The sequence below is a fragment of the Microbacterium sp. LS_15 genome (genome assembly GCF_041954735.1).
GTDB lineage: Bacteria > Actinomycetota > Actinomycetes > Actinomycetales > Microbacteriaceae > Microbacterium.
On record NZ_JAVAYD010000017.1, the window covers coordinates 1 to 26613 of the forward strand.

General features: G+C 70.3%; 25 protein-coding genes. 15 read left to right on the top strand and 10 right to left on the bottom strand.

Features of this window, described 5'->3' with window-relative positions; all coding sequences use genetic code 11:
- Positions 1–115: 115 nt before the first annotated feature.
- Positions 116–817: a Pr6Pr family membrane protein gene (locus RAC69_RS15380; RefSeq protein WP_375087593.1), complete on the bottom strand. Its 702-nt coding sequence runs from the start codon at positions 815–817 to the stop codon at positions 116–118.
- A 169-nt stretch (positions 818–986) separates the two neighbouring features.
- The gene (locus RAC69_RS15385; RefSeq protein WP_375087594.1) at positions 987–1913 is read right to left on the bottom strand and encodes a DMT family transporter; all 927 of its coding nucleotides are present in this window, start codon (positions 1911–1913) and stop codon (positions 987–989) included.
- Positions 1914–2106: 193 nt separating this feature from the next.
- On the opposite strand from RAC69_RS15385, the gene RAC69_RS15390 reads away from it, so the two are divergent.
- The 8 genes from RAC69_RS15390 to RAC69_RS15425 all read left to right on the top strand — a co-directional run bounded on the left by RAC69_RS15390 (position 2107) and on the right by RAC69_RS15425 (position 9857).
- Positions 2107–3393 carry an adenylosuccinate synthase gene (locus RAC69_RS15390; RefSeq protein WP_341936037.1) on the top strand — a complete coding sequence of 429 codons (1287 nt, stop codon included), beginning with the start codon at positions 2107–2109 and terminating at the stop codon, positions 3391–3393.
- 7 nt (positions 3394–3400) lie between these two features.
- Positions 3401–4510: a lactonase family protein gene (locus RAC69_RS15395; RefSeq protein WP_375087595.1), complete on the top strand. Its 1110-nt coding sequence runs from the start codon at positions 3401–3403 to the stop codon at positions 4508–4510.
- Between the two features lie 111 nt (positions 4511–4621).
- Positions 4622–6055, top strand: a complete 1434-nt coding sequence (locus RAC69_RS15400; RefSeq protein ID WP_375087596.1) for a dihydrolipoyl dehydrogenase family protein — start codon at positions 4622–4624, stop codon at positions 6053–6055.
- Between the two features lie 150 nt (positions 6056–6205).
- On the top strand, positions 6206–6508 hold the full coding sequence (locus RAC69_RS15405) for a DUF427 domain-containing protein (protein WP_341936034.1): 303 nt from the start codon (positions 6206–6208) through the stop codon (positions 6506–6508).
- 64 nt (positions 6509–6572) lie between these two features.
- Positions 6573–7460, top strand: a complete 888-nt coding sequence (locus RAC69_RS15410) for an ATP-binding cassette domain-containing protein (RefSeq protein ID WP_341936033.1) — start codon at positions 6573–6575, stop codon at positions 7458–7460.
- A complete protein-coding gene (locus RAC69_RS15415) occupies positions 7457–8137 on the top strand; it encodes an ABC transporter permease subunit (RefSeq protein ID WP_341936032.1) in 681 nt (226 codons plus the stop codon). Before RAC69_RS15410 ends, RAC69_RS15415 begins: the two co-directional genes overlap by 4 nt.
- On the top strand, positions 8134–8868 hold the full coding sequence (locus RAC69_RS15420) for an ABC transporter permease (RefSeq protein WP_375087597.1): 735 nt from the start codon (positions 8134–8136) through the stop codon (positions 8866–8868). The genes RAC69_RS15415 and RAC69_RS15420 overlap by 4 nt, the downstream gene beginning before the upstream one ends.
- Before the next feature lie 65 nt (positions 8869–8933).
- Positions 8934–9857, top strand: a complete 924-nt coding sequence (locus tag RAC69_RS15425) for an ABC transporter substrate-binding protein (protein WP_375087598.1) — start codon at positions 8934–8936, stop codon at positions 9855–9857.
- 131 nt (positions 9858–9988) lie between these two features.
- Here the strand turns inward: RAC69_RS15425 and RAC69_RS15430 are convergent, their stop codons facing one another.
- Entirely contained in the window at positions 9989–11236 is a 1248-nt protein-coding gene (locus RAC69_RS15430; RefSeq protein WP_375087599.1) for an AI-2E family transporter, read from the bottom strand.
- A 91-nt stretch (positions 11237–11327) separates the two neighbouring features.
- Between RAC69_RS15430 and RAC69_RS15435 the strand changes: the two genes are divergently transcribed.
- The gene (locus RAC69_RS15435) at positions 11328–11627 is read left to right on the top strand and encodes a chorismate mutase (RefSeq protein ID WP_375087600.1); all 300 of its coding nucleotides are present in this window, start codon (positions 11328–11330) and stop codon (positions 11625–11627) included.
- 136 nt (positions 11628–11763) lie between these two features.
- Complete coding sequence (locus RAC69_RS15440) at positions 11764–12924, top strand: ROK family protein (RefSeq protein ID WP_375087601.1); 1161 nt, start codon at positions 11764–11766, stop codon at positions 12922–12924.
- A gap of 62 nt (positions 12925–12986) precedes the next feature.
- Here the strand turns inward: RAC69_RS15440 and RAC69_RS15445 are convergent, their stop codons facing one another.
- From RAC69_RS15445 to RAC69_RS15455, 3 genes are read right to left on the bottom strand one after another with little or no spacing between them, the layout of a single operon-like run.
- Positions 12987–13907 (bottom strand): carbohydrate ABC transporter permease, encoded by a 921-nt coding sequence (locus RAC69_RS15445; protein ID WP_375087602.1) that lies wholly within the window; start codon positions 13905–13907, stop codon positions 12987–12989.
- A 2-nt stretch (positions 13908–13909) separates the two neighbouring features.
- Positions 13910–14881 carry a carbohydrate ABC transporter permease gene (locus RAC69_RS15450; protein WP_375087603.1) on the bottom strand — a complete coding sequence of 324 codons (972 nt, stop codon included), beginning with the start codon at positions 14879–14881 and terminating at the stop codon, positions 13910–13912.
- 31 nt (positions 14882–14912) lie between these two features.
- On the bottom strand, positions 14913–16160 hold the full coding sequence (locus tag RAC69_RS15455; RefSeq protein ID WP_375087604.1) for an extracellular solute-binding protein: 1248 nt from the start codon (positions 16158–16160) through the stop codon (positions 14913–14915).
- A 254-nt stretch (positions 16161–16414) separates the two neighbouring features.
- Here RAC69_RS15455 and RAC69_RS15460 point away from each other — a divergent pair, with 254 nt between their 5' ends.
- The 5 genes from RAC69_RS15460 to RAC69_RS15480 all read left to right on the top strand — a co-directional run bounded on the left by RAC69_RS15460 (position 16415) and on the right by RAC69_RS15480 (position 20985).
- Positions 16415–17311: an SIS domain-containing protein gene (locus RAC69_RS15460; RefSeq protein WP_375087605.1), complete on the top strand. Its 897-nt coding sequence runs from the start codon at positions 16415–16417 to the stop codon at positions 17309–17311.
- The gene (locus tag RAC69_RS15465; protein ID WP_375087606.1) at positions 17308–18297 is read left to right on the top strand and encodes an ROK family protein; all 990 of its coding nucleotides are present in this window, start codon (positions 17308–17310) and stop codon (positions 18295–18297) included. The genes RAC69_RS15460 and RAC69_RS15465 overlap by 4 nt, the downstream gene beginning before the upstream one ends.
- Entirely contained in the window at positions 18294–19235 is a 942-nt protein-coding gene (locus RAC69_RS15470) for a 1-phosphofructokinase family hexose kinase (RefSeq protein WP_375087607.1), read from the top strand. The genes RAC69_RS15465 and RAC69_RS15470 overlap by 4 nt, the downstream gene beginning before the upstream one ends.
- On the top strand, positions 19232–20068 hold the full coding sequence (locus RAC69_RS15475; protein WP_375087608.1) for a ketose-bisphosphate aldolase: 837 nt from the start codon (positions 19232–19234) through the stop codon (positions 20066–20068). Before RAC69_RS15470 ends, RAC69_RS15475 begins: the two co-directional genes overlap by 4 nt.
- A 140-nt stretch (positions 20069–20208) precedes the next feature.
- Positions 20209–20985 carry a DeoR/GlpR family DNA-binding transcription regulator gene (locus RAC69_RS15480; protein WP_375087609.1) on the top strand — a complete coding sequence of 259 codons (777 nt, stop codon included), beginning with the start codon at positions 20209–20211 and terminating at the stop codon, positions 20983–20985.
- A 303-nt stretch (positions 20986–21288) separates the two neighbouring features.
- On the opposite strand, the gene RAC69_RS15485 is transcribed toward RAC69_RS15480, so the two are convergent.
- From RAC69_RS15485 to RAC69_RS15500, 4 genes are all read right to left on the bottom strand, one after another.
- Positions 21289–23715: a CHAT domain-containing protein gene (locus RAC69_RS15485; protein ID WP_375087610.1), complete on the bottom strand. Its 2427-nt coding sequence runs from the start codon at positions 23713–23715 to the stop codon at positions 21289–21291.
- 76 nt (positions 23716–23791) lie between these two features.
- Positions 23792–25354, bottom strand: a complete 1563-nt coding sequence (locus tag RAC69_RS15490; protein ID WP_375087611.1) for a S8 family serine peptidase — start codon at positions 25352–25354, stop codon at positions 23792–23794.
- Between the two features lie 81 nt (positions 25355–25435).
- Entirely contained in the window at positions 25436–25897 is a 462-nt protein-coding gene (locus RAC69_RS15495; RefSeq protein ID WP_375087612.1) for a hypothetical protein, read from the bottom strand.
- Entirely contained in the window at positions 25894–26517 is a 624-nt protein-coding gene (locus tag RAC69_RS15500) for an RNA polymerase sigma factor (RefSeq protein WP_375087613.1), read from the bottom strand. Before RAC69_RS15500 ends, RAC69_RS15495 begins: the two co-directional genes overlap by 4 nt.
- Between the last annotated feature and the right edge of the window lie 96 nt (positions 26518–26613).

The window sequence follows — 26613 nt, forward strand, 5'->3', positions numbered from 1 at the left end:
CACAGGTCTCCTCGTTCCCTCGGGGACGCGTCGACGTTCCCCCGCGACCAGCGTAACGGCATCCGTTCGTGCGCCTCCGGCCCTCGAATGGGGACTTCTCCCCATGCCCGTCGGATCAGGCGGAGGTGACGGATGCGGCGCGGCGGCGTCCGACCCACACGACGAGGCAGGCGACGCCGATGATGGCGACCGCGATGCCGACGACGTAGCCGGCGACGCCGAGGTACTCGCCCGGGACCTTGTGCGGGTTGAGGAAGGGGTAGGGGTACCACCACTCTTCGCCGGTGGAGGGCGAGATGACCAGGTTGGCGCGGATCATCGTGTACGCGGCCCACACGAGCGGGAAGATCGCCGAGATGAACACGGTGCTCCACGGCAGCGCCCTGCGCCGAGGGGCGAAGAGCACGTCGAGCAGGAGCACCAGCGGGAAGACGACGTGCAGCACCTCGTTCGACCAGGGCACCGTGACGCCCTGGGGCAGCTCGATACCGCGCAGCAGGGTGTTGTAGACGATGCCCGTGACGATCATGTACGTGCTCGCGCAGACGAGCAGGATGGCGAGCCACGAGGGCTCCTTCTCGTCGTCGCGCCGGTGCCGGATGGCCCAGATCGCGGCGATGATGAACGTCACCGCGGCGATCACGTTGGAGTCGATCGTGAAGAAGCTGAAGAAGTTGGCCCAGATCGTGGGCAGGTGGCTTCCCCACGGGGTCGGATCGCTCATCGCGATCTGCAGGGTGAGTGACAGCTGGGCGATGACGGCCGCCAGGCCGAGCGCTGCGGATGCCAACCGGACGTACGGCCACCAGGTCTTCATACTTCCTCCCGCGCACACACTATCGACATGCGGAGAAACCGCGTCTGAGCAGGCAGGCCGCGCTGGCACCGGGGCGACGGATGCCGTTCCCGCGGCCGAACGCACTCCCTTCGGCCGTCTGCGCCGCATCAGGCCGAGCGAAGGGCGATCGGCCGAACGACGTGACGGGTCAACTCCTCGGTCGCCGCCAGCGCATGCGGGTGACGAGCACGCCGAGCAGGCACAGTGCTCCGCCGAGGAACATGAGCGGCGTGGGGACCTCGCCGAGGATCGCCCACGACAGCAGGATCGCGATGGCCGGTACGACGTAGGTCGTGGCCGAGGTCTGCCCCGCGGTGCTGCGCTGCAAGACGTATGCCCAGGTGGTGAAGGCGATCGCCGTCGGGAAGACGCCAAGATACACGACCCACAGCGTCGAGTCGAGGGGAGCCGTCTGCACGGCATCGATGAGACTGCCGGTCCAGGGGAGGAGTGCGAGCGTGCCGGCGACAGCGCCGAGGAACGTCAGCGTCGTCGCATCCGATCCCGCGTTCAGCAGGCGCTTCTGCAGCAGTGTGCACCCCGCGTACATGACCGCCGCGAGCAGGGCGAGCAGCAGCCCCGTGAGGTCAGGTCCGGCGGACGTCGAGGAGTTCATGCCGATCAACACGACCCCGAGGAACGCGACCGGCGCGCCGATCAACAGTGGCTTCGGAAACCCCTCGCGCAGGAAGAGTCCGCTGAAGACGACGACCATGAGCGGTGCGAGGTTCACCACCATTGCCGCGGTGCCCGCGTCGAGCGTGCGCTCGGCCGCGTTGAGAGCGAGGTTGTAGACGCAGAACCAGCCCACGCCCCACACGGCGATCAGCCACCAGTTCCTGCGCGCGGGAAGACGGATGCCGTGGCGCACCGCGATGACAGCCAGCACGAGACTGCCGACGGCCATGCGCAGCAGCGCGAGCGCCCCGGGGTCGAAGTGCGGACCCGCTCCGCGGATGCCGATGAACGCCGACGCCCACAGCACGACCGTGACCAGCGCGGCCGCGAGCACGAGCGGGCCCTGACGGCGCGGTGTCGCGAGCGTCGTGTCGCCCGGGAGATCAGTCTTCGGCATCCTCCGATCGTGGCACCGGCCGCCGACATCGGTCGATGCGCGCGAGCGACAGCATCCGTCGGTTTCCCGCCAGACCAGCCGTGGTCACGCACCGCCGAAACAGCCCCGAAACCACGCTTCGGTAGGATGGGACCGCCCGAAGAGGGCCAGCTCATCAGCCGGTGCGAACCCGGCGTCAGCAAGGGGGACACCCATGCCAGGAATCGTGATCGTCGGCGTCCAGTGGGGCGATGAGGGCAAGGGGAAGGCCACCGACCTGCTCGGTGAGCGCACCGACTGGGTGGTGAAGTTCAACGGCGGCAACAACGCCGGGCACACCGTCGTCGTCGGCAACGAGAAGTACGCGCTGCACCTGCTGCCCTCCGGCATCCTGTCCCCGGGCGTCACGCCCGTGATCGGCAACGGCGTCGTCATCGATCTCGAGGTGCTGTTCAGCGAGCTCGAGGCGCTCGGCGCCCGCGGCATCGACGTCTCACGGCTGAAGGTGAGCGCGAACGCGCACATCATCACCGCCTACCACCGCACGCTCGACAAGGTCACCGAGCGCTTCCTCGGCAAGCGCAACATCGGCACGACCGGCCGCGGCATCGGCCCGGCGTACGCCGACAAGATCAACCGCGTGGGCATCCGCGTGCAGGATCTGTTCGACGAGAACATCCTGCGTCAGAAGGTCGAGGGCGCGCTCGACCAGAAGAACCACCTGCTCGTCAAGGTCTTCAACCGCCGTGCGGTCACGGTCGACGAGATCGTCGAGGAGCTGCTGTCGTACGCCGAGCGCCTGCGCCCGATGGTCGCCGACACCGGCTACCTGATCGCCGAGGCGCTCGACCGCGGCGAGGTCGTCGTGTTCGAGGGCGGCCAGGCCACCATGCTCGACATCGACCACGGCACGTACCCGTTCGTCACCTCGTCGACCGCGACGGCGGCCGGCGCGGCATCCGGTTCGGGTGTCGGCCCCGGCGCACTCGACCGCATCGTCGGCATCGTCAAGGCCTACACGACCCGGGTCGGCTCTGGTCCGTTCCCGACCGAGCTGTTCGACGAGCAGGGCGAGTGGCTGCGCTCGCGCGGCTTCGAGTTCGGCACCACCACCGGGCGCCCGCGCCGTGTGGGCTGGTACGACGCCCCGATCACCCGTTACGCGACGCGCGTCAACGGCATCACCGACCTCGTGCTCACGAAGCTCGACATCCTCACCGGCCTCGAGGAGATTCCGGTGTGCGTCGCCTACGACGTCGACGGCGAGCGCTTCGACGAGGTGCCGGTCAACCAGACCGACTTCCACCACGCGACGCCGATCCTGGAGTACTTCCCCGGCTGGTCGGAGGACATCTCCACCGCGCGCACCTTCGACGACCTGCCGAAGAACGCCCAGGACTACGTGCTCGCCCTGGAGGGCATGAGCAACACCCGCATCTCGGTGATCGGCGTGGGCCCGGAGCGCGACCAGGTCGTCGTCCGCCACGACCTGCTCGACTGATCCGCGCATGACCCGTTTCTGGCTCGGCGGCTACGGTGCCGCGATGGGCGGCTCCGCCGACGGCATCGGCCTCCTCGCCGGCGACGAGCAGACGCCGACGAAACTCTCGTACCGCGGCGCGGTCACCGAGACCCCGTCGCCGTCCTGGCTCGCGCAGCATCCCACCCTCGACGTCGTCTACGCGGCGCTGGAGGGGGATGCCGCGGTGCAGGCGTTCCGCCGCACCGGCGAGTCCACGCTGCAGCCGCTCGGCGAGCCGGTCGAGGCCGGTCAGTACGTCTGCCACGTCGCGGTGTCGCCCTCGGGCGGCTGCCTCGTGGCGAGCTGCTACGGCGACGGCCGCGTGGTGCGCATCGGGATCGCTCCCGACGGGAGCCTGGTCCCGGATGCCGCGAACAAGGCCGCCGAACTCCGCGCCGCCCTGCTCGGCGAACCCGCCGAGACCTCGGCCCCGGCGGGCGTCGCGGCCGCGGCACCCGACCCCTATGCGGGTGCGCTCACGGCGACCGGCGATCCCAGGGTGTCGCATGCCCACGCCGCGGCGTTCCTCGCCGACGGACGCATCGCCACGACCGACCTCGGCTTCGACCTCGTACGCATCTGGCGGGCCACTGGCGGCGGTCTCGTGCTCGACCACGAGATCGCCCTGCCGCAGGGCACCGGTCCGCGGCACATGGTCGTGCACCCGAGCGGGCACCTGCACGTCGTGACCGAGTACTCGTGCGAGGTCTTCACGCTGGCCGCCGGTCCTGACGGCACCTGGAGCGTCGTGTCGTCGGTGCTGTCGAGCCCGATCGCGCAGGTCGGCGTCGACTTCCCCGCCGAGCTCGCTCGCACCCGCGACGGTCAGTTCCTCTACACGGCGCTGCGCGGCAGCAACACGATCGCCGCCCTGCGGGTGCGCGGAGCGGGCGAGAGCCTCGAACCGGTTGCTCTCGCCGACGCGGGGGTCGACTGGCCGCGGCATCACCTCGTGCACGAGGGCAAGGTGCTCGTCGCGGGGCAGCGCTCCGACACGATCGCGCTGCTCGACCTCGACGAGCGCACGGGCGCGCCCCTCGGCATCCGTCATGAGGCGCAGGTCCCGACGCCGACCCACTTCCTGCCCGTTCGCTGACGCTGGCGCCCTCCACTTCGCGTGCCGACCCGCCCGGATCGGCGGCCGCGGAACAAACACCGTGACTCGGCGTTGGTTCTGAGCAAGACTGGCCACGGAGAGGGGCATCGCATGACTGCCGAGAACACCGACGAATACGACCTGATCGTGCTGGGAGGCGGACCGGTGGGCGAGAACGTCGCCGACCGTGCCGTGCAGGGCGGTCTGACCGCGATCATCGTGGAGAGCGAGCTCGTCGGGGGCGAGTGCTCCTACTGGGCGTGCATGCCGTCGAAGGCTCTGCTGCGTCCGGCTCAGGCGCTGCGCGCGGCCAAGAAGGTCGGCGGCGCGGCCGAGGCCGTCACGGGCGAGCTCGACGTGCGCGCGGTCTTCGACCGCCGCGATTCGTTCACGAGCAACTGGTCGGACGACGGACAGGTGAAGTGGCTCGACTCGGCGGGCATCGATCTGGCCCGCGGCCACGGACGGCTCACGGGCGAGCGCGAGGTCACGGTGACGGATGCCGAGGGCGGCACGCGCGTGCTGCGAGCGCGTCATGCGGTCGCGATCAGCACGGGGACGGATGCTGCGGTGCCACCGGTCCCTGGTCTGCGCGAGGCCGAGCCCTGGACGAGCCGGGAGGCGACGAGCGCCGAGGAGCTGCCCGAGTCGCTCGCCGTGATCGGCGGGGGCGTGGTGGCCGTCGAGATGGCGACCGTCTACGCGTCGCTGGGCACGAAGGTGACCGTGATCGCCCGCAGCGGCCTGCTCGGCGCGTTCGAGCCGTTCGCGGGTGAGCGGGTGGCCGCGGGGCTCGCGGAGCTCGGCGTCGACGTGCGCACCGACACGGGCACCGCGAACGTCGCGCGCACCGACGACGGTGTGGTGATCGACCTCTCCGACGGTTCGACGGTCACGACCGCCGAGGTGCTCGTCGCCACCGGACGCACTCCGCGCAGCGGCGACATCGGCCTCGACACCGTCGGCCTCGAGCCCGGCCGGTACATCGAGGTCGACGACACCTTGCGCGTGCCCGGCTCCGACTGGCTGTACGCCGTGGGCGACGTCAACGGCCGCGTGCTGCTGACGCACCAGGGCAAGTACCAGGCGCGGGCGGCGGGCGACGTGATCGCGGCGCGCGCGAAGGGGGATGCCGTCGACGACGCGCCCTGGGGTCGTCACGTCGCGACCGCCGACCACGCCGCTGCGCCTCAGGTCACGTTCTCGTACCCCGAGGTCGCGTCGGTCGGGCTCACCGAGGCCGAGGCCCGCAAGGCCGGGCACGAGGTCGCCGTGGTCGACTACGACCTCGGCGGGATCGCCGGAGCGAGTGTCTACGAGGACGGTTTCGACGGTCACGCGCGCCTCGTGATCGACGCCGAGCGCGACGTCGTGCTCGGTGCCACGTTCGTCGGACCCGAAGTCGCCGAGCTCGTGCAGGCGGCGACCGTGGCGGTCGTCGGCGAGGTGCCGATCTCCCGCCTCTGGCACGCCGTTCCGGCGTATCCGACCATCAGCGAGATCTGGCTGCGCCTGCTCGAGGAGTACGGCAGGCAGTCCGCCTGATCGCGCTGCCGGCGCGGAGCAATCCGTTCCGACCCCCGTGCCGAACAGGCGGGGGGACATTGTTTCCCACATTGACGACCCCTCGCGCAACCCCGAGCAGATGTCGTACACCTCGGTTACGCTCATACCCACATCCCAGGAGGCAGGATCATGAAGGCTGTACTCGCAGGAACCGTCATCGCCGAAGCAGACGAGAGTGACCTCGCGCGCATCGAAGGCAACTGGTACTTCCCGCCCGCATCGATCACCGAGGGCGCGCTCGTCGAGAGCCCGACGCCGTACACATGCCCGTGGAAGGGCGCAGCGCAGTACTTCTCCGTGCAGGCCGGCGGCGAGCTGCACGAGGACTACGCGTGGTCGTACCCGACCCCGTACCCGTCTGCGTTCGACAGGGTGGGCAAGGACTTCTCCGGCTTCGTGGCCTTCGATCCCCGCGTGCAGATCGAAGCATGACCGCCGTGTGCCGGCGCCGGGGCGCCGATGCCCGACTCGTCGATCGACCGACTGGAGTACAGCCATGATCGAATTCCGCAACGTCACGAAGAAGTTCCCCGGTGGCGCCGTCGCCGTGAACGACTTCAGCCTGGTTCTGCCATCGCGTAAGACGACCGTCTTCGTCGGGTCGTCCGGATGCGGCAAGACCACCTTGCTCCGCATGATCAACCGCATGGTGGAGCCGACCTCGGGAGAGGTCGAGATCGACGGAGAGAGCGTTCTGGCGGGCGATCCCGTCGCTCTGCGCCGCAGCATCGGCTACGTGATGCAGAACTCCGGCCTCATGCCGCACTTCACGGTGATCGACAACGTCGCCACGGTCCTCCGCCTCAACGGCGTGAAGAAGGCCGATGCGCACAAGCGCTCGCGCGAGCTGCTCGACACGGTGGGCCTCGATCAGGCGCTCGCCGAGCGCTACCCGAGCCAGCTGTCGGGCGGGCAGCAGCAGCGTGTCGGCGTGGCCCGCGGGCTCGCGGCCGACCCGAACATCCTGCTCATGGACGAGCCTTTCGGCGCCGTCGATCCGATCGTCCGCGCCGACCTGCAGCAGGAGACACTGCGTCTGCAGCACGAGCTCGACAAGACCGTCGTGTTCGTGACTCATGACATTGACGAGGCCTTCCTCCTCGGCGACCAGGTGGTGATCCTCGACAAGGGTGCGCGCATCGTGCAGGTGGGCAGCCCCAGCGAGATCATCGAGAACCCGGCCGACGACTTCGTCGCCTCGTTCATCGGCGCCGACCGGGGCCGCCGCGCGCTGCACCTCAAGCAGACTCCGCACGGCACCGTCGTCGTGGACTCGGAGGGCCGCACGCAGGGTGCGATCGTGGCGGATGCCGAGACGTCCGACGGTCCGCTTTCCGGCCCCGACACCGCCGCCCTCGACGCGGTGCAGGGCGGTCACCCGTGAACTGGGTCGGCGACAACCTCGGGCTGATCCTCGATCTCACCCTGGTGCACCTGCGCCAGAGCATCATCCCGATCGTGCTCGGTTTCGTGCTGTCGCTGCCGCTCGGCTGGGTCGCCTGGCGATTCCGTCTCGTGCGCGGACCGATCATCGTGCTCACGGGCCTGCTGTACACGATCCCCTCCCTGGCGCTGCTGATCCTGCTGCCGGCGACGCTCGGGTACTCGGCGACGGAGGAGCCGAACCTCGTCGTGGCGCTGACGATCTACGCCATCGCGATCCTCGTGCGCGCGGTCTCCGACGGGCTCGATTCCGTCGACGACGACGTGCGCCAGGCGGCGACGGCCACGGGCTTCGCGCCGTTCCGCCGCTTCTGGGCCGTCGAGTTCCCGCTCGCCGGACCCGTGATCCTCGCCGGACTGAGGGTCACTGCCGTGAGCACGATCTCGCTCGCCACGGTGGGCACGCTCATCGGTGTCACGAACCTGGGCTACCTCTTCACGAACGGTCTCGAGCGCCGCATCATCGCCGAGGTGTTCGCCGGGGTCATCGCGGTCGTGATCATCGCGCTCGTGATCGACCTGATCCTGCTGCTGCTCGGACGCGCCCTGATGCCGTGGACCCGCGTCGCGACCAAGACGCCAGCCGCTCGCGCCATCGCCGTGGGGGCTCCCGCATGAACCTCTTCCTCGAAGCCTTCGCCTGGATGTTCGCCCCCGAGCAGTGGACGGGCAATTACGCGCTGCCGAAGCTGCTCGGCCAGCACCTCGCGCTCACCGCGATCTCCGTCCTGATCGCCGCGGCCATCGCGCTGCCGATCGGGTGGCTCATCGGTCACACCGGAAAGGGGCGCGAGATCGCCGTCGCGGTGTCCGGCGCGGCCCGCGCGATCCCCGCTTTCGGACTCCTGATCCTCCTCGTGCTGCTCCTCGGCGTGCTGCGGATCCCCGAGGCCGCCGTCATCACCTTCGTCCTGCTGGCGATCCCGTCGCTCCTCGCCGGGGCCTACACGGGACTCGAAGCCATCGACCGTCGGGTGATCGACGCCGCGAAGTCGATGGGCATGACGGGATGGCAGGTGTTCTGGAAGGTCGAGGTGCCGCTCGGGCTGCCGCTGCTGGTCGGCGGCATCCGATCCGCGCTCCTCCAGGTGATCGCCACCGTGACGATCGCCGCCTACGTCAACCTGGGCGGTCTCGGCTACCCCATCATCCAGGGCATCCCGCTGCGCCGGTTCGACCAGGTGCTCGCGGGCGCTCTCCTCGTCGCCGTGCTCGCTCTCATCGTCGACCTGATCCTCGCCGCCGCGCAGCACGCCGCGGTCCCCGCCGGGCTCCGCGCCGGGCGTCCGACACGGCGACGTGCCCGCGCGGACTCCACCGCGACGGCATCCGCTCCCGCCACCGCCTGATCCGGCGGTTCGACTCACACGAACCCTTCGTCACACAGCAGCAGTACCCAGAGAAGAGGAATCCCATGTTCACAGCACGAGGCAAGCGCTCGGTCTTCGCCGTCGGCCTGGTCGCCGCGGCGGCTCTCGCACTGTCGGCCTGCTCGTCGAGCAACCCGCTCGACGAGCCCAGCGACTCCGGCGACAGCTCGGGCAGCGGCGACACCATCGTCGTCGGCTCGCAGGCGTACTACTCCAACGAGATCATCGCCGAGATCTACGCTCAGGCGCTCGAGGCCAAGGGCTTCGACGTCGAGAAGAAGCTCAACATCGGTCAGCGCGACGCGTACATGCCCGACGTCGAGTCCGGCGCGATCAACGTCTTCCCCGAGTACACGGGCAGCCTGCTCGAGTACCTCTCCGACGACGAGGTCACCGTCACGAGCCCCGAGGACGTCTACACCGCACTCGGCGACGCGCTGCCCGAGGGCCTCACGGCGCTCGACTTCGCCGAGGCCACCGACCAGGACTCCTACACGGTGCTGAAGAGCTTCGCCGAGGAGAACGACCTGAAGACGATCGGCGACCTGAAGAACGTGTCGTCGCAGGTGACGATCGGCGCCGCTCCCGAGTTCGAGCAGCGTCCGTACAGCCCGGCTCGCGCCAAGGAGGTCTACGGCGTCGATCTGACGTTCTCGGCCACCGGCCAGACCACGCTCGAGTCGCTGCTCGCCGGTTCGATCCAGGTGGCCGACATCTACACGGCCGACCCGGCGTTCGAGACCGAGGACATCGTGGCCCTGGAGGACCCCGAGAACCTCATCATCTCGTCGAACGTCGTGCCGATCGTCTCGAGCGACATCGCCGATGAGGTGTCGGATGTCCTGAACGCGATCAGCGCGAAGCTCACCGGTGAGGAGCTCGTCGCCCTCAACGTGCAGAGCACGGTCGACCAGAAGTCGTCGGCCGACATCGCGAAGCAGTGGCTCACCGACAACGACCTCATCTGAGTCGCAGAGCCTGACGGAAGTGCCCGGGTCCCAGGACCCGGGCACTTCTGCGTCCCCGTGCGTGCGCCGCGCGCCGCCCGCGGTCCGTGCGCCTGTGCCGTGCCACCCTGCCTGCGTCGGGACCGGGTCGGCTAGACGCGGGCGTCCTGCCTCGGCACCCACACCTGCTTGATGATGATGAGGATGGATGCCGCGACCGGCACCGCCACGAGCGCTCCGAGCAGGCCGAGCAGCGTGCCGCCTGCGAGCGCCCCGATCACGACGAGCGACCCGGGGATCGAGATCGCGCGGTTCATGACGCGGGGCGTGATGACGTAGGCCTCGATCTGCATGTACACGAGGTAGATGATCGCGAACACGAGCGCGGCGACGGGGTTCGTGAACAGCGCCAGACTGGTTCCGATGATCCAGAACAGCACGGATCCGACGAGCGGGATCAGGGTGATGCAGAACGCGACCGTGGCCATGAGCGGCGGGAACGGCAGACCGAGGAACAGGTACAGCAGGAACGCCAGGATCGCGTTGCAGAACGCGAGGATCACCATTCCCATGACGTAGCCGCCGACCGAGTCGGTGATCTGGTCGGTGATGTCGCTCGCCCGCGCACGGTCGCGCGCCGGGGCCAGGCGCAGCAGACCGGACTTGATGGTCGGCAGGGTGGCGACGAAGTACAGGGTGAGCACGAGCACGACGATGATGCCCGAGATGGCCGAGGCGATGCTCGCACCGACCTGCAGGGCTCCGCCCCCGATCACGGCGATGTTGCCCGGGTCGGTCAGGAACTTCTGCACGTCGGCGACGAGGTCCTCGAACTGGTCGCCGAACTGCCGCTCCAAGGTCGCGTAGATGTCGGACCGGGTGAACTCGGCGATCATGCCGGGCACCGAGCGGACGAAGCCCGCGATCTGGTCGACGACGATCGGCACGACCATCCACAGCAGCAGACCCGCGACGACGATCAGTGCCAGGATCACCGCCACGACCGACAGTGCGCGCGAGAGTCCGCGGCGTTCGAGGAACCGCACCGACGGATCGAGGCCCAGAGCCGCGAAGAGTGCGAGGGCGATGTAGATGAGCACGGTGGAGAGATTCGACAGGGCGAGGCCGAGCAGCACGGCCGCGAGACCGCCGAGCGTGACGAGGAAGCCGAACACGAACGGACGGTCGATGCGTGTCCAGAACGAGCGACTGGGCGTCATCGGCTCGACGACCTCGGCGGGGGCAGCGGTCGGCGCCGTGACGGCGTCGGCGCCGGCATCCTCCGTCGCCGCAGATTCCGTCTCGGCCCTCTCGATCCCGGCGGAAGACGGGGGGATCTCCGTCCGTTCGGATGCCGCGCCCTCCGCGCTCTCGGACCGGGACCGCTCGTCATCGCTCATGTGCTCACGATAGCGGCCGGGGTGGCTGCGCCTTCGGCATCCGTCGTCACCCGCAGGGTGGTTCAGGCCCGTGTTTCCGTAGAGTAGGGGCATGAACGCCGCCGAAGATCCCCGGGCTGAACTCCTCCGACTGCGCTCGAGCATCGACAACATCGATGCCGCTCTCATCTTCATGCTCGCGGAGCGTTTCCGTGCCACGCAGCAGGTCGGCCGACTCAAGGCGGAGCACGAGATGCCGGCATCCGATCCCGGGCGTGAGGAGCAGCAGGTCGCGCGGCTGCGGGCGCTCGCGGAGGAGGCGCATCTCGATCCGGAGTTCGCGGAGAAGTGGTTCAACTTCGTGGTGGCCGAGGTGATCCGCCATCACACGGAAGCCGCCGAAGGGCGGTGACGGGTCTTCCGGGCGAGCGACGGTGTGTGCAGCACTCACTCGCCCGGAACCCGACTTAGTTCATTGACTAAACTATGTAAGAGGTTACGCAGACGGTCCCGAACTGTCAACCGTTCTCCCCCACAGGAATCGCCCCATGCTCAACGCCGATGACGCACTCGACACGCAGGCGGCGGTACGGCGTGCGAACGTGCGCAGGGCGCTGCAGCTCGTGTTCGACGCCCCCGGCGTTCAGACGCGCGCCGGCATCTCGCGCGCCACGGGGCTCACCGCCGCCACGGCGTCGTCGCTCGTCGCCGAGCTCCTCGACGACCGCCTGGTCGTCGAGGGCGCGCAGGCCGCGAGCACCGGCGGGAAACGTGCGACGACGCTCGACATCGACGTCGACCACCACCTCATCCTCGTGGTGATCCTCCGGCCCACGGATGCGAGGATCACCCTGATCTCGCTCGCCGGAGGAGAGGTCGACGCACGGCGCGTGGACTTCACCGACGGCTCGCGCGAGCGGGTGCTGGCGACCGCGCTCTCCGCGGTCGCCGACGACTACGGCGACCGCCTCCTCATCGCCGCAGTGCAGCTGCCGGGCACCACCGACGGACGCACCGTGCTCGAGAGCGTGCAGCTGGACTGGCGCGACGTTCCGCTCGCCGAACGCCTCGAGACGGTGCTCGGCGTACCGGTGCTCCTCGTGAACGACGTGGATGCCGAGGCGATCGCCGAGGCGGGGGCCGACGGTCCGCGCTCGGGTCATCGACTCTTCATCCACGTCGGCGGCGGCATCGGCGCCGCGGTCACGCTCGACGGCGAGCTGGCGCCAGGGCCCCGCCATCGGGCCGGCGAGATCGGCCACGTGCAGGTGGTGTTCGGCGAGGCGGCCCGGGCCTGCCGCTGCGGTCGGACCGGATGCCTGGAATCCGCCGCCGCACTCGGGCCGATGCTCGGACAGGACTTCTCGGACGCGCTCGACGTCGACGAGATCAGGGCGCTCGTGGCCCGCGCCGACCAACGCGATCTCGACGAGGGCGCCCGCGCTCTGGCCAGGGCGATCAAGCTCCTCAGCGCCTTGCTGGATCCCGCCGAGATCGTGATCGGCGGACCGGGGGCCGTGCTCGGCGACCGCTTCCTCGACCTGGTCCGCGCGGAGACCGACTACGCGGCGACGGGCACCGCGCGGGTGCCCGTCCGATACGCCGATCCGGCGATCTCCCTTGCGGCAGGACCCGCGCAGGCCGCCCTCACGGCATCCCTCGGGGTGCGATGGATGCCGCCGCAGCTGCCGCGGCGGGTTCTGCAGTGAAGAGCCCTCTCGGCGGACACCCCGACCCTGCCCGGCCGGAGAGGTGACGAGCCTCGAGCCGCCTACTTGACACTGCCGGCGGTGAGGCCGCCGACGAGGCGCTTCTCGATGAGCATGAACAGGATGACGACGGGCAGGATGGCGACGATGGAGACGCCGAACACGTACTGCCAGCTCGTCTCGTACTGACCGACGAACTTCGTGAGGGCGACGGACAGCGGCTGGTTCTTGTCGGTGGAGAGGATGACGAGAGACGCGGCGAACTCGTTCCAGCAGGCGACGAACGTGAACACGATCGCCGTGACGATGCCGGGCCAGACGAGCGGCAGGTTGATCTTGAACAGCACGGTGAAGCGTCCCGCGCCGTCGATCTGCGCGGCCTCGTCGACCTCTTTGGGGATGCCGGCGAAGAACGAGTGCATGATCCACACCGCGAACGAGAGGTTGAAGGCGGCGTTGATGAAGATCATGGCTGCCCAGGTGTCGCCGAGGCCGAGGGTCGTGAACTGGCGGAAGAGCCCGGAGGTGAGCACGGCCGGCTGCAGCATCTGCGTCACGATCACGAGGAACAGGAACACCATGCGGCCGGGGAACCGGAAGCGTGCCGTGTAGTAGGCGGCGGGGAGCGAGACGAGCAGCACCAGCAGGGTCGCGAAGACGGCGATGATGATCGTCGAGATCAGGTTGTACGGCAGCGGCGTCTCGGGAGTCGACCACATCGTGATGTAGTTCTCCCAGTGCCACTCGACGGGCAGATAGGTCGGGTCGACGGAGCGGATCTGCGGCTTCGTCTTCACGGAGCCGAAGAACATGATCAGGTAGGGCAGCACGAAGATCGCGAGCACGAGGAAGCCGGCGGCCGTGCGCAGGATGACGCGGGGCAGTGTGACCTGGTCCGCGGTGTACCGGCGCCTGCGGCCGGGTATGCGAGGGGCGGGCGTGGAGCCCGAGGTGGTGACGAGGGCGGTCTCGGTCAGGGTCACGATCAGACCTCCTTCATGGGCTTGACGGCCTTGACGTAGATCGCGACGATCACGATCACGATGAGGAAGGCGACGACCGACAGCGCGCTGGCGACATCGACCTTCTTCTGCAGCTCGATGTACTTGAAGATCATCGTCATGATCGTGTCCGCGCCGTAGCCGGGGATCGACCCCGTCATGACCTTGAGGATCGGCAGGGAGTTGAACACGTTGATGATGTTGATGAGCACGGCGACCGCGAGGGCGCTGCGCAGCTGCGGGACGATGATCGTCCAGTAGGTGCGCATGGCTCCGGCGCCGTCCATCTTCGCCGCCTCGAGGGTGTCGGCCGGCACCGTCTGGAGGCCGGCGAGGATCGTGTAGGTCGTGAAGGGCAGCGACACGAAGATGGCGATGACGATCGACCAGGCGAACGCCGTGGCGGGGTTCTTGGTCCACCCGTAGCCCACGGCGTCGTCGGAGAGGCCGATGTCGTAGAGGAACTTGTTGAACACCCCGAAGTACGGCTCCAGGCTGTAGTAGAAGACCATCGTCGTCATGACGACGGACGCCGCCCACGGGACGATCACGGCCATGCGCACGGTCTGTCGTCCGGGGAAGGCCTTGTTGAGGATCTGCGCGAGTCCGAGGGAGATCACGACGGTGAAGCCCACCACGACCACGACCCACACGATCGTGCGGAAGAGGATCGGCCAGAACTCGGCGAAGCCGAACACGGTGACGAAGTTGTCGAGCCCGACGGAGCCCTTGTCGAGACCCGACAGGGAGATGTCGCGCGTGGAGTTGTAGAACATGACGCCGGCCGGGAACAGCACCACGCCGATGATGAGCAGCAGTGCCGGCGCGATCCACGGCAGTGCCTGCAGGAGATCCTTCCCGCCGGGGCGCCCACGTGCGGCGCCCCGGCGGGCGGGGGTGCGGGGGCGGCCGGTGGCCGCCCCCGGGAGGGTCTGGGACTCTGTCGTCTGGCTCATGGGAATCCCCGAACCTCACCTTCCGCGGGGCTCAGCCCGCGTCGACCTGCGCCTGGATCTCGGTCAGCACGTCCTGCGCCGGCTTGGTCTGCAGCTGGCCGAACAGCGACTTGAACGCGCCGTCGGTGGCGGACCACTTCGGGTTCGTCGACGGGTAGAACTGCGCGTCGGGGAGCACGTCGAGGAAGGGCTTGAGGGCCTCCTCGCCGGACAGCTGCTCCGCGCCGGACTTCGTGACGGGCAGGAAGCCCTCGGCCTGCACCCACGGCACGTACACGTCGGCCGAGTAGTAGTAGTCGAAGAACTTGGTGATCGCCTCCTGCTTGTCGCCGTCGTTCTGGAACGCCATCAGCTGGTCCATGACGCCGAGCGTGAACGGCGAGCCGTCCTTCGTCGGGATCGGGACGATGGAGTAGTCCAGCTCGGGGTTGCCCTCCTCGATCTGACCGACCGTGGGCGGCAGGCCCACCTGCATCCCGATCTTGCCCTGGATGAAGATGTCCATCAGCGGCGACCGCTGCGTGGAGCCGGGGTCGGCCTGGGTGGCGCCGGCGTCGATCATCTTCTTGATCTGCTCGGCACCGGCGAGGTTCTCCGGGGTGTCGATCGTGATCTCGGACGCGTCGCCGAACGAACCGCCGCCGCCCCACAGCCACACGGCGGCCTCGGCCTGGGCCTCCTCGGAACCGAGCGGCATGCCGTAGCCGGCGACTCCGCCGCCGAGCGCCGAGACCTTGGTCGCGGCATCCAGCAGCTCGTCCCACGTCTTCGGGGCCTCGGTCACGCCCGCCTGCTGCAGCAGCGTGTTGTTGACGAACAGGGCGCGTGCCGACGCGATCAGCGGCAGCGCGTAGGCGGTGCCGTCGACCTCGGCGTTCGCGATGAACGCGTCCTGGAAGTCGGCGATGGTGTCTTCCGACACGACGTCGGAGACCGGGTAGAGCAGCTCGTCGCCCACGAAGCCGGCGAACGGACCGCCGTTGTAGATGTCGGGTGCCTCGCCGGCCTGGATCTTCGTCGAGATGACCTTCTCGAGGTTGTCCCACGACTGCACCTCGAGGTCGACGGTGATGTCCGGGTTCTCCTTCTCGAACCCTTCGATCACGTCTTCCCACAGACCCTTAGTCGCATCGGAGTAGCTCGGGACGAGCAGGCTCAGGGTGTTCGCGTCGTCTCCGCCGCCGCCCCCTCCCGAAGAACCACCGAAACCGCAGGAGGTGAGCGTGAGTGTGGCGGTTGCCGCGAGTGCGACGGCGCCGAATCGCAGTGACTTCTTCATCTGTGTGGCATTCCTCACTGTGTCAGGAACCGCTCGGATGGAGCGGAGGGTCGCACAGCCGCGAGTACAGCACGCGACAGTGCGTGGTCGCCTCCCCGGAAGGATCGGCGTGGAGTTGTTCGATTATTTGTCAGGCGAATAAACAAATCAAGAGGAATCTTGCAGACCCGCTTGGTTAAGAAATACTATGATCGGAACAACTCCAAAACAATCACAATGTTGCATCGTTCGCCTCACTCGTCCCGGAGGACGCCATGACCGAGAACCTTCCCGGCGCACACATGCGCGCAGAGCTCACCTCGCAGCCCGAGACCTGGGCTCGCGCTGTCGAGCTGCGCGACGAGCAGAAGCGCCTCCCTGCCGCGGGCGAGCGCATCGCCGTCGTCGGATGCGGCACCTCCTGGTTCATGGCGCAGGCCTATGCGGCGCTCCGTGAGGGGTCGGGCCAGGGCGAGACCGATGCGTTCGCGGCATCCGAGGCCTTCGTCGACCGCGGGTACGACGCCGTCGTGGCACTGACCCGGTCCGGCACGACCACCGAGGTGCTCGAACTCGTCGAGCGCGTGCGCGGACGGGCTCGCGTGATCGGCGTCATCGGCGACGAGACGTCGCCGCTCGTGTCGCTCGTCGACGAGGCCGTGCTGCTGCCGTTCGCCGACGAGAAGTCGGTCGTGCAGACGCGCTTCGCGACGACCTCGCTCGCCCTCCTCCGCGCCTCCCTCGGCGAAGACCTCACGTCCGCGATCGACGACGCCGCCGCCGTGCTCGCCGCACCCGACGACGACGGGCTCGGGGATGCCGAGCAGTACACCTTCCTCGGTCGCGGCTGGACCGTCGGCCTCGCGCACGAAGCGGCTCTGAAGATGCGCGAATCGTCGCAATCGTGGACCGAGTCGTACGCGTCGATGGAGTACCGGCACGGTCCGATCGCCATCGCCGCTCCCGGTCGCGTGACCTGGCAGTTCGGCGACGCCCCCGAGGGGCTGGCCGCGCAGGTCGAGGCCACCGGCGCGCGTTTCGTGCAGCATCCGATCGACCCGCTGGCCGATCTCGTGCGTCTGCACCGGGTTGCGCTCGACCGCGCTGTCGCCCGCGGCCTCGAGCCCGACCAGCCGCGCAATCTCACGCGATCCGTCATCCTGGATGCATGACCTCAGCGACACCGGAGCACCCGATGACCACGCCTGATGCCGGGGACGTCGAACGCCCGGGCGCCGCGCGCTCACTGGGCGCGGGTGCTCCGGTGCTCGCCTTCGACGTCGGAGGCACCGACATCAAGTCGGCGCTGTTCGATGCAGACGGCACGGCGCTCGATCTGCGCCGCACCCCGACGCCCGGTGCGACCGGCGACCGCACGGCCGTGGTGATCGAGCGGCTCGGCGCGCTCGCCGCCGAGTACGCATCCGCGCACCCTGACGTGCTCCCGCGAGCCGTCGGGCTCGTGGTGCCTGGCATCGTCGATCCGGATGCCGGTATCGGCGTCTTCGCCAGCAACCTGGGCTGGCGCGACAGCCCGATCCGTGACCTCGCCTCGACCCGTCTCGGGCTGCCCGTCGCGTTCGACCACGACGTGCGGGCGGCGAGCTGGGCCGAGAACGTGCTCGGCGGCGCGCGGGCCTACGACGACTCCGTCGTGCTCGTGATCGGCACCGGCATCGCCGGCGCACTGATCATCGGCGGCGCCCCGTACACCGCGGGTGGATACGCGGGGGAGATCGGGCACTCCCCGATCGCCGACGGCCCCGTCTGCCCGTGCGGCGCGCGCGGATGCCTGGAGGCCGTCGCATCGGCCGGCGCGATCACCCGCCGCTACGCCGAGGCCACCGGCGTCACCCCCGACGGCGCGAAGGACGTCATCGCCCGCGCCGCCGCCGGGGATCCCGTCGCCGTCGAGATCTGGGAGTCGGCGCTCGACGCCCTCGCCCTTTCGCTCGCCCAGCTCACGGCCGTGATCGCCCCGCAGGCCATCGTGATCGGCGGCGGGCTCTCCCGCGCCGGCGCAGCGCTGTTCGACGAACTCCGCGACCGCCTCGCGGCACGACTCAGCTTCCACCGCATCCCCGACCTCGTCCCCGCCGAGCTCTCCGGCAACGCCGGCATCCTCGGTGCCGCCCTCCGCGCACGGGAGCTCGCATGATCCTCACGGTCACCCCGAACCCCGCTCTCGACCTGACCTGGCGCGTCGACCGCCTCACGGTCGGGGCGACCCACAGAGCGGATGCCGGTGCGGCGCGTGCCGGCGGCAAGGGCCTCAACGTCGCGAGAGTCGCCCATGCGCAGGGCGCCTCGACTCTCGCCCTCACGACGGCCGGCGGGCGCAGCGGTATCGCGTTCTCGGCCGAACTCGCTGCGAGCGGTGTGCCGCACCGCGTCGTGCCGGTCTCCGCGGCGACGAGGCAGAGCGTCGCGATCGTCGACGAGGAGCTCGGCGACACCACGATCATCAACGAGCGGGGCGTGAACCCCGCCGACACGGAGTGGGCGGCGCTGTTCGGAGAGGTGGTCGATGCGCTGCCGAGCGCGCGCGTCCTGGTCGTGTCGGGGAGTCTGCCGCCCGGCGCCCCCGAGTCCTTCGTCCCCCTGCTGATCGGCACGGCCCGCGACGCGGGTGTGCCGACGATCGTAGACACCTCGGGGCCGGCGCTGCTGCATGCGGCGGATGCCGGAGCATCCGTCCTCAAGCCGAACGCCGCCGAGCTCGTCGAGGCGACAGGCATCGCCGACCCCGTCGATGGCGCGCGGTCGCTCATCGCGCGCGGCGTCGAGCTGGTGCTGCTGTCGCTCGGAGCCGACGGGATGCTGGCCGTCACCGCATCCGAGGTGCTGCACGCGCGTCTCGACGCCCCGCTCGCCGGGAACCCGACGGGGGCGGGCGACGCCGGCGTCGCCGCGTGCGCCGTGCTCTTCGCGGAGGGCGTGCGCGACCCCGACACCGTGCTGCGCCGTGCCACATCGTGGTCGGCTGCCGCGGTGCTCATGCCCCTCGCCGGCGAGATCTCCGACGACTGGCGTGCTCTCGAAGACCGCCTCGTCGTCGCCTCCTACACCCCCGCCCTCCGAGAGGACTCCCCGTGACACTCGTCTCCGCCCGCGAACTGGTGACGGATGCCGCGACCCGCGGCACCGGGATCGGCGCGTTCAACGTCATCCATCTCGAGACCGGGGAGGGCCTGGTGCGCGCGGCGGAGGCTGCCCGATTGCCGGTGATCCTGCAGATCTCGCAGAACTGCGCCGACTACCACGGCGGTCTCGAACCGATCTCTCTGGCCACACTCGCGCTCGCCCGTCGCGCGAGCGTGCCCGTTGCCGTGCATCTCGATCACGCGGAGCGCCCCGAGCTCGTCGACGAGGCCGTGGAACTCGGCTTCGGCTCGGTCATGTTCGACGGCGGCGCTCTGCCCTACGACGAGAACGTGGCACTCACCGCGGCCGTCGTCGAACGCGCCCACCGCGCCGGTGTGTACGTCGAGGGGGAGCTCGGCGAGGTCGGCGGCAAGGACGGAGCGCACGCCCCCGGCGTCCGCACCGATCCGGAGGAGGCCCGCGCTTTCGTCGCGGCGACCGGAGTCGACGCGCTCGCGGTCGCCGTCGGCTCGTCGCACGCCATGACGGACCGCACGGCATCCCTCGACCTCGACCTGATCTCGCGCCTGAAGGCCGCGCTCGACGTGCCCCTCGTGCTGCACGGCTCGTCGGGCGTCGCCGACGACGTCATCGCCGCCGCCGTGCGCGCCGGCATGACCAAGATCAACGTCTCGACGCACCTCAACGGGTTCTTCACCAGGGCCGTGCGCGAGAAGCTCGCCGCCGATGAGCGGCTCGTCGACTCGCGCAGATACCTCGCGCCCGCGCGCGACGCGCTCGCCGCCGAGGCGGCACGGATGCTGCAGCTCTTCGCGCTCGCCTGACGAGACGAGCCCGGCGGTGGCGCGCGGCGTCGTCGCGGGGCGACCGCGACCCGTAGACTTTCGCTGAATTCGAGCTGCGGCGCGGGCGCCCTCCCGTCGACCGCGAGGTCCGATCCGACTGACCCGGAGGTGTTGTCGCGATGAAGCGTGCGGCGCGCCTCGAGGCGATCCTGGAGATGCTCGCGGGTCAGGGCGAGGTCGGCGTCGACGAGCTGGTCGAGCGGTTCGAAGCGTCTCCCGCGACGATCCGCCGCGACCTCGACAGTCTCGCGGCCCGCCGCCTGCTCACCCGCACGCACGGTGGCGCCGTGGGGCAGTCCGTCGCGTACGAGCTGCCCATCCGGTACAAGAGCCACCAGCAGACCGGTCACAAGGAGCGGATCGCCGCGGCGGCGGCGCGCCTCGTCGAGCCGGGAGCCGTCATCGGTCTCTCCGGCGGCACCACCACCACAGCCATCGCGGGAGCGCTCGCGGCCCGGGACGACCTCTCGGGCGTCGGCGTCACCGTCGTCACGAACGCCGTGAACATCGCTGCTCAGCTGGCGATGCGCCCCGACATCAAGGTCGTGGTGACGGGCGGTGTGATCCACTCGCGCAGCTTCGAGCTCGTGGGCCCGTTCGTCGAGCAGCTTCTCCGCGGAGTGCGCCTCGACATCGCCTTCATCGGGGTGAACGCGATGGATCCCGTCGACGGCGCGCGCACGGATGACGAGCGCGAGGCGGCCGTGAACCGCATGATGGCGGAGCGCGCACAGCGCGCAGTGATCGTCGCCGACTCGTCGAAGGTCGGTCGCGGGTCTTTCGCCTCGATCGGCGGTGCCGACCTCTTCCAGACCCTCATCACGGACAGAGGGCTCTCATCCTCCCTGCGCGAGGAGTTCGCGGCGGCAGGCTATCGCGTGGTCGTCGCTGACTGAGTCGCCGTCACCGCAGCGGCTTCGCCCTCGGTGCTGATCGGCCGGTGCCGCGACGGGTCCCCTCCCGTCGCGGCATCGGGTCGATCCGCACTCCGTCGGCGGATGGTGGGGATGTCGCGACCCCTCTCGCGACATCCCCGAGGTAGATGGTGTCCATGTCGTCTCTCGCACTCCCCAGTGCACGAGGTTCCCCATTTCCGACTGCGCCTCCCTCGCGCTCCGCTTCCGGAGCCCTTCGCGTGGCACCCTCTGCAGATCAGGAGAGGGCGCACCCTCCTCTGATACATCGAGTGGAGAAAATCTCTAGAACCCGTCGCCGTGGCAGTGGAACGGGGCGCGGAGACCCGTGGACTCGGATGCCGCGGCCAGTGCCACTGCCGGAGCATCGCCGCCCGCGAGCCGGAGGTGCAGGGCGGCGAGGAGCTCGCAGGCCACGTCGTCGGCGACCACGACCGGGGCTGCGATGACGCAGCGGGTGCCGGCGTGCAGCCAGACGCGCGTCATGCCCAGTGCCTCCTCACCCCAGTGGACCGATGATCGCCCGAGCTCGCACGCCGACAGCACGACCGTGTCGGGCGGGCGTGGGATCAGGTCGACGTCGTATCCGAACAGCGTGCCGTCGACGAGCTCGAAGCCTGAGAACAGCGGGTTGTCGACGGCGTGACGGCCGTGCGCGGCGATGTGCAGCACGTCGGTGCGCCCGGCGAGCTCGGTGATCGCGTCGACCCGAGCCTCCTCGCCGGCGAACACCTCGGCCGTGCCCCAGGCGCTCGCCGCCGTGCGGACCTCCTCGCCCGCGCGGGCGACGCGAGGCCCGGCTGCGAAGCCTGCACGGGCTCGCCGCCGCGGCGCACGGTCCTCCAAGAGGCGCGACACCGAGGTGGCGATCGTGAACGGGATGCCGGACAGCCCGGGGAGCATGGCCCACGGGATGCCGCCGAGGATGCCGGGGATCGTCAACGCCAGCCGTGACGCCTGCGGGGCGGCGGCGCGCGCGGGCGCGAACAGCGACTCGTCGAGCGCGCGCAGCCGGTCGTCGAGGGATCGGCCGACGGTCGCCGCCATCGGGCCGCCGTGCGTGAGGGCGGCGACGTCGAGGTCGGCGCGCAGTCCGTCGAGGGCCGCACGGATGCGCGGCCAGGGCAGCTCGACGATCGACGCCCCTGCCGCCGTGACGACCGTGCAGAGCAGGTCCGTCCCCGTGTACACGTAGGCGAGGACCGCGGTCTCGTCGTCGAGCCGCGCCCTGGTCGTCGCGAGGTCGAGGCGTCCGCGGTGGGCGCCGGCGCCGGTCGACGACCACTGCCGGTCACGCACCCGGTCGCGCAGCGCTCTCACCCGGGCATCGGCGGTCCAGTCCGAGCCGGCGAGGTCGGCGCGCAGCATCCGCAGTTCCGCGAGGTCGGCCGCGAGATCGGCGTCGTGCGGCGGACGGACCGGGGCGACCCGCTGGCTCAGGTGCCTCGCGCGCTCCGACCACTCGAACAGCACGCCCGGATCTCGCGTGCGAGCGGCCGCCCTGAGCCCCGTGAACATCAGCTCGGTTCCGTGCATCGCCACCGACGCCTGCAGGTCGAGGGCGCCGAACGACTGTTGCCAGGCGGTGAGCAGGTCGAGTCCGGCGGCCGCGGCGCGCAGGGCGGCGGCATCCTTCCCCGCCTTCGCCGCCCGCACCGCCCGCACCTCGTGGGCGCGCAGCCGCAGCGGTGTCGGGGTGTCGTCGGCGAGGCGCGGCATCCGTCCCTCGCCGACGAGCCGCGAGGTGAGGCTCAGCGCGGTCGCCTCCGAGCGGAAGCCGCCCGCCGTGAGCGCGCGCTCGGTGCGCGCGAACGCGGCGGCGTCGACAGCGCGCTCCGGGTGCGCCCGCAGGGATGCTTCAAGGCGCACGGCCTCGGCCCGCGCCGACCATCCGTCGCTGCCGAGGGCCGCGAACCGGCGCGCGGCTCTCGCTGCGGTGCGCTCGGCGGCTGCGGCGTCGTGCCGCAGCAGCGACCGCGCGAGGTGGAACTCGGCCTCGCCGCGTGCCTGACGCATGCGCTGCGTCCCGAAACGTGTCGCGACCTCGTCGAGCAGCGCTTCCGCCTCGGTGGTCAGCCCGGCGTCGCGGAGCACTTCCGCGCGGTCGAGGTCGCTGATCGCTGCGGCCAGGTCGCTCGTGGCGGCGAGCGTGGGGCGAGAGGCGGTCATGAGCTTCAGCGCCGTGACGAGATCGCCGCCGAGCAGCGCGGCGTATCCGAGGTTGTGCCGCGCCTCGGCGAGAGGTTCCTCCTCTCCGAGCGTCTCGTATACGGCGATGGCGCTGCGCAGGTCGGCGGTGCAGTCGTCGAGCCGGTGCCGCTGCATCCCGACGATCGAACGGCTCATGAGCAGGTTCGCGCGTTCGATCGAGTCCTCGTCGAGCGCGTCGATCGCCCGCGTGAGCGCCTGATCCGCCTCGTCGAGTCGTCCGCCGTGCATGAGCAGCGTGCCCAGCTGGCCGTCGAGCACGGCGACGGTGTCGGTGCGCAGCCCCGGTCGCGCGAGGGCTTCGCGTGACAGGCGCTCGGCCTCGCCCGGCGCACCGGTCTGCGCCAGCACGTACGCCATCGTGCCGTCGATGCGCGCGCGCAGGTCGGCGTCGTCGCCGACGCGGGCGGATGCCGTCACGAGCGCGCGCCGCGCCCGACCGAACCGCCGCGAGTTGGCCGCGTCGACGCCACGCTGATGCAGCTCGCGCGCAGACAGGGGCATCATCCCAGAATGCCGGTCGACAACGCGGCGCGGAAGGGTCGTGACGGCATCCGTCGCCGGACGCCGTCACGAGCGGCTACTCCCGCGGAGCAGGCAGGGTCTTCAGCACCGCGGCCACCGCCTTCGCCGCCGTGGCCGTCGAGACGCCTTCCCGCGGGACGGAGCCGAGCTGCGCCGCGACGCGCCCCGCGACATAGGGTGCCGCGAACGAGGTGCCGCTCCAGATGGCGAACCCGCCGCGGTAGTCGTCGGGGTCGATCGTCTCGCGACGGAGTCCGTCGACATCGGCCCTGCACGACGCCTGCTCGCCGCCCACGAACGCCGGCGACGTGCTCACGACCGCCGCCCCCGGGGCGTACACCTGCACCCAGGGTCCGACGTTCGAGAACAGCGCGACCGAGCGCGCCGACGGGTTCAGCGCCCCGACCGACACGAGCGGCGCGTCGTCGTCGTGCGGGATGCCGTTGTCGGACCCCGGCCACGGCCACAGCGACGCCGGGAACGACGGTCGGTCGATCGCGTCGTTGCCCGCCGAGCACACGACCACGCACCCCAGCTCCCTCGCCTTCGTCAGCAGGGCGGTGAGGGTGGTGCTGAACAGGCCGTCCTGCGGGGTCTCGTGGTAGTAGCCGAGCGACAGGTTGAGCACGTCGATCGGATGCCCGGTCGACGGGTCCTCCCGGTGCCGCCGCAGCAGCTCGACCACCTGCGCGACCGTCGTGAGGAACGTGCTCTCGTCGATCACCCCGAGTGCGCCGGCCATGCGCACCGACAGGATGTCGGCATCCGGAGCGCTCTGCCGGATGATCCCCGCGATGAACGTGCCGTGCCCCGCGACCGCGTCGATCTCGCCGTCGAGCTGGCCGTACAGGTCGGGGTAGCGCTCGGGGTCGGCGTCGTCGGTGAGGCCCACGGGCACGCCGTCGAGCTCGACGTGCCGGGTGACGACGTCGTCGGGCAGCCAGTCGTGCACGCCGCACCCGGTGTCGAGCACGGCCACGACAGGGCGTCGCCCGCGTTTCGGCGACGGGCCGCGGCGCGGTGCCGGGCCCAGCCAGCTCACCGGCTGCCGGGCGCCGCGCCCCGGTTCGAGGTAGTCGTCGCTGCCGCCCACCCCGGCGCCGCGCACCGGGTTGGTGCGGCTGAAGGGATTCGTGCGGCTGAAGGGGTTCGTGCGGCTGAACGGGTTCAGGCCGACCGGGTCGATCGACAGCACGTGCTCGAGGCTCGTGCGCGGCATCGACGACCTCGTGCGCCTCCTGGCGCGCTGCAGCACTCGCCATGCGTCCGGCGGCACGGGCGATTCCCCGCGCGCGGGTTCATCGGGGGTCGTGAGATGCGCGCGCAGGAAGCCGGGCACCCCCGGCAGCAGATCGTCGGCGTACAGGCGCGACTCCGGTGACTCGACGTCGAGCTGCCAGCCGAAGGATGCCGCGGCCTCCTGCAGCGCCTTCACCTCGCCGTCGTACGCCTCGTGGTCGTTGTCGCGGTCGAACGTGATGAGCAGTCGCTCGGGCAGATACGCGGTCGGGAAGGCACGGACGCCCCCGACCGGTTCGACGTTCGGATCGAGAGCCGTCCCGCGACGGATCGACCCCTCCGCTCTGTCCTGCCAGCTCCAACCCCTCGGCTGCTCCATGGTCGGTCGTCCCCTCCTCGCGGGCGCACCCGCATCCTGTGCGGGCGGGCCCGCGGTGTGTGCGGGCGGACCCGCGGTGGATCACAACTCGAACTGCGGTGTCGACAGCGTGCGTTCCTCGTCGCCGACCGTGGTGGTGAGGCGCACGCGGGTGAACCCGTCTGGCACCTCGTCGAACGTGAAGCGCCCGGTCTCGCTGGGCGTGACGCTGCGGACGCGGTCGTTCTGGGCGAGCTCGACCACGGCGGCCGCCGTGTCGACCCACCCGTCGATGCGGTGGCGGCCGCTCGCCGTGCGGGTCACGTGCAGCAGGATGCTCGTCGTGCCGTCGCTGAACTGCAGGGTGAGCGCGTCGGTGCCGCTGCGCACCGCGCCGAGCGGCTGCTCGACGAGGGTCAGCAGCGCGTACTCCTCGCTGAGGCCCTCGGCGGCGACGGCCGCGATCATCCGGTCGATGAGCGTCGCAGGCACCGGATCGACGTCCCGCCAGAGCGCGCGCAGCCGCGCGAACAGCTCAGCATCCTCCTGGTCGTGCTCGCTCACGGTGCGCCCTCGGTCCGCGTGGTCGGGGCGTCGAGCAGCGCGCGCAGCTTGGCGAGGCAGCGCTGCCGGGTGGGTCCGATGCTGCCGACGGGCATCGCGAGGTCGGCGGCCAGACGGGTGTAGTCGGGACGGTCCTCGAACGCGATCACGCGCAGGAGCCGCTGGCACCGGTCGGCGAGGAGGCGGACGGCCGCCCACAGGCGCCGGTTCTGATCGCCGGTCGCGGCGTGCTCCTCGGCGGATTCCTGCTCGGGGAGCAGCGCGTCGAGAGCATCCGTCTCGGTGGTGTCGATCCGTCCGTGCGCTTTGCCCGCCCGCCAGGCCTCTCGCCTCGCGGTCGTCGTGAGCCAGGCGGCGATCGCGCGCGACTCGGTGATCGAGCGCCCGCCGCGCACCAGCTGCATCCAGGTCGTCTGGATCACGTCCTCGGCGAGCGTGCGCTCGAGTCCGTAGGCACGCACGACGTGCCAGAGCACAGGCGTCATCAGCCGCACGAGGTCGTCCATCGCGCGGCTGTCGCCGTCCCGCCATGCGTCGAAGTATCCGGCGGCGAGCTTCCAGCGTGCCGCGCCGTCGTCCGGTGCAGGATCGAGGCCGGCTCCGGGTGGGCCGTCGATCATGAGACTCATTGTGATCACACCTCTCAGGAGTGCGGCAAGAGGCTGCTGATACATGGACTCGGTCGATCTCCCGCACCGGGTCGTCGACGGGCCGAC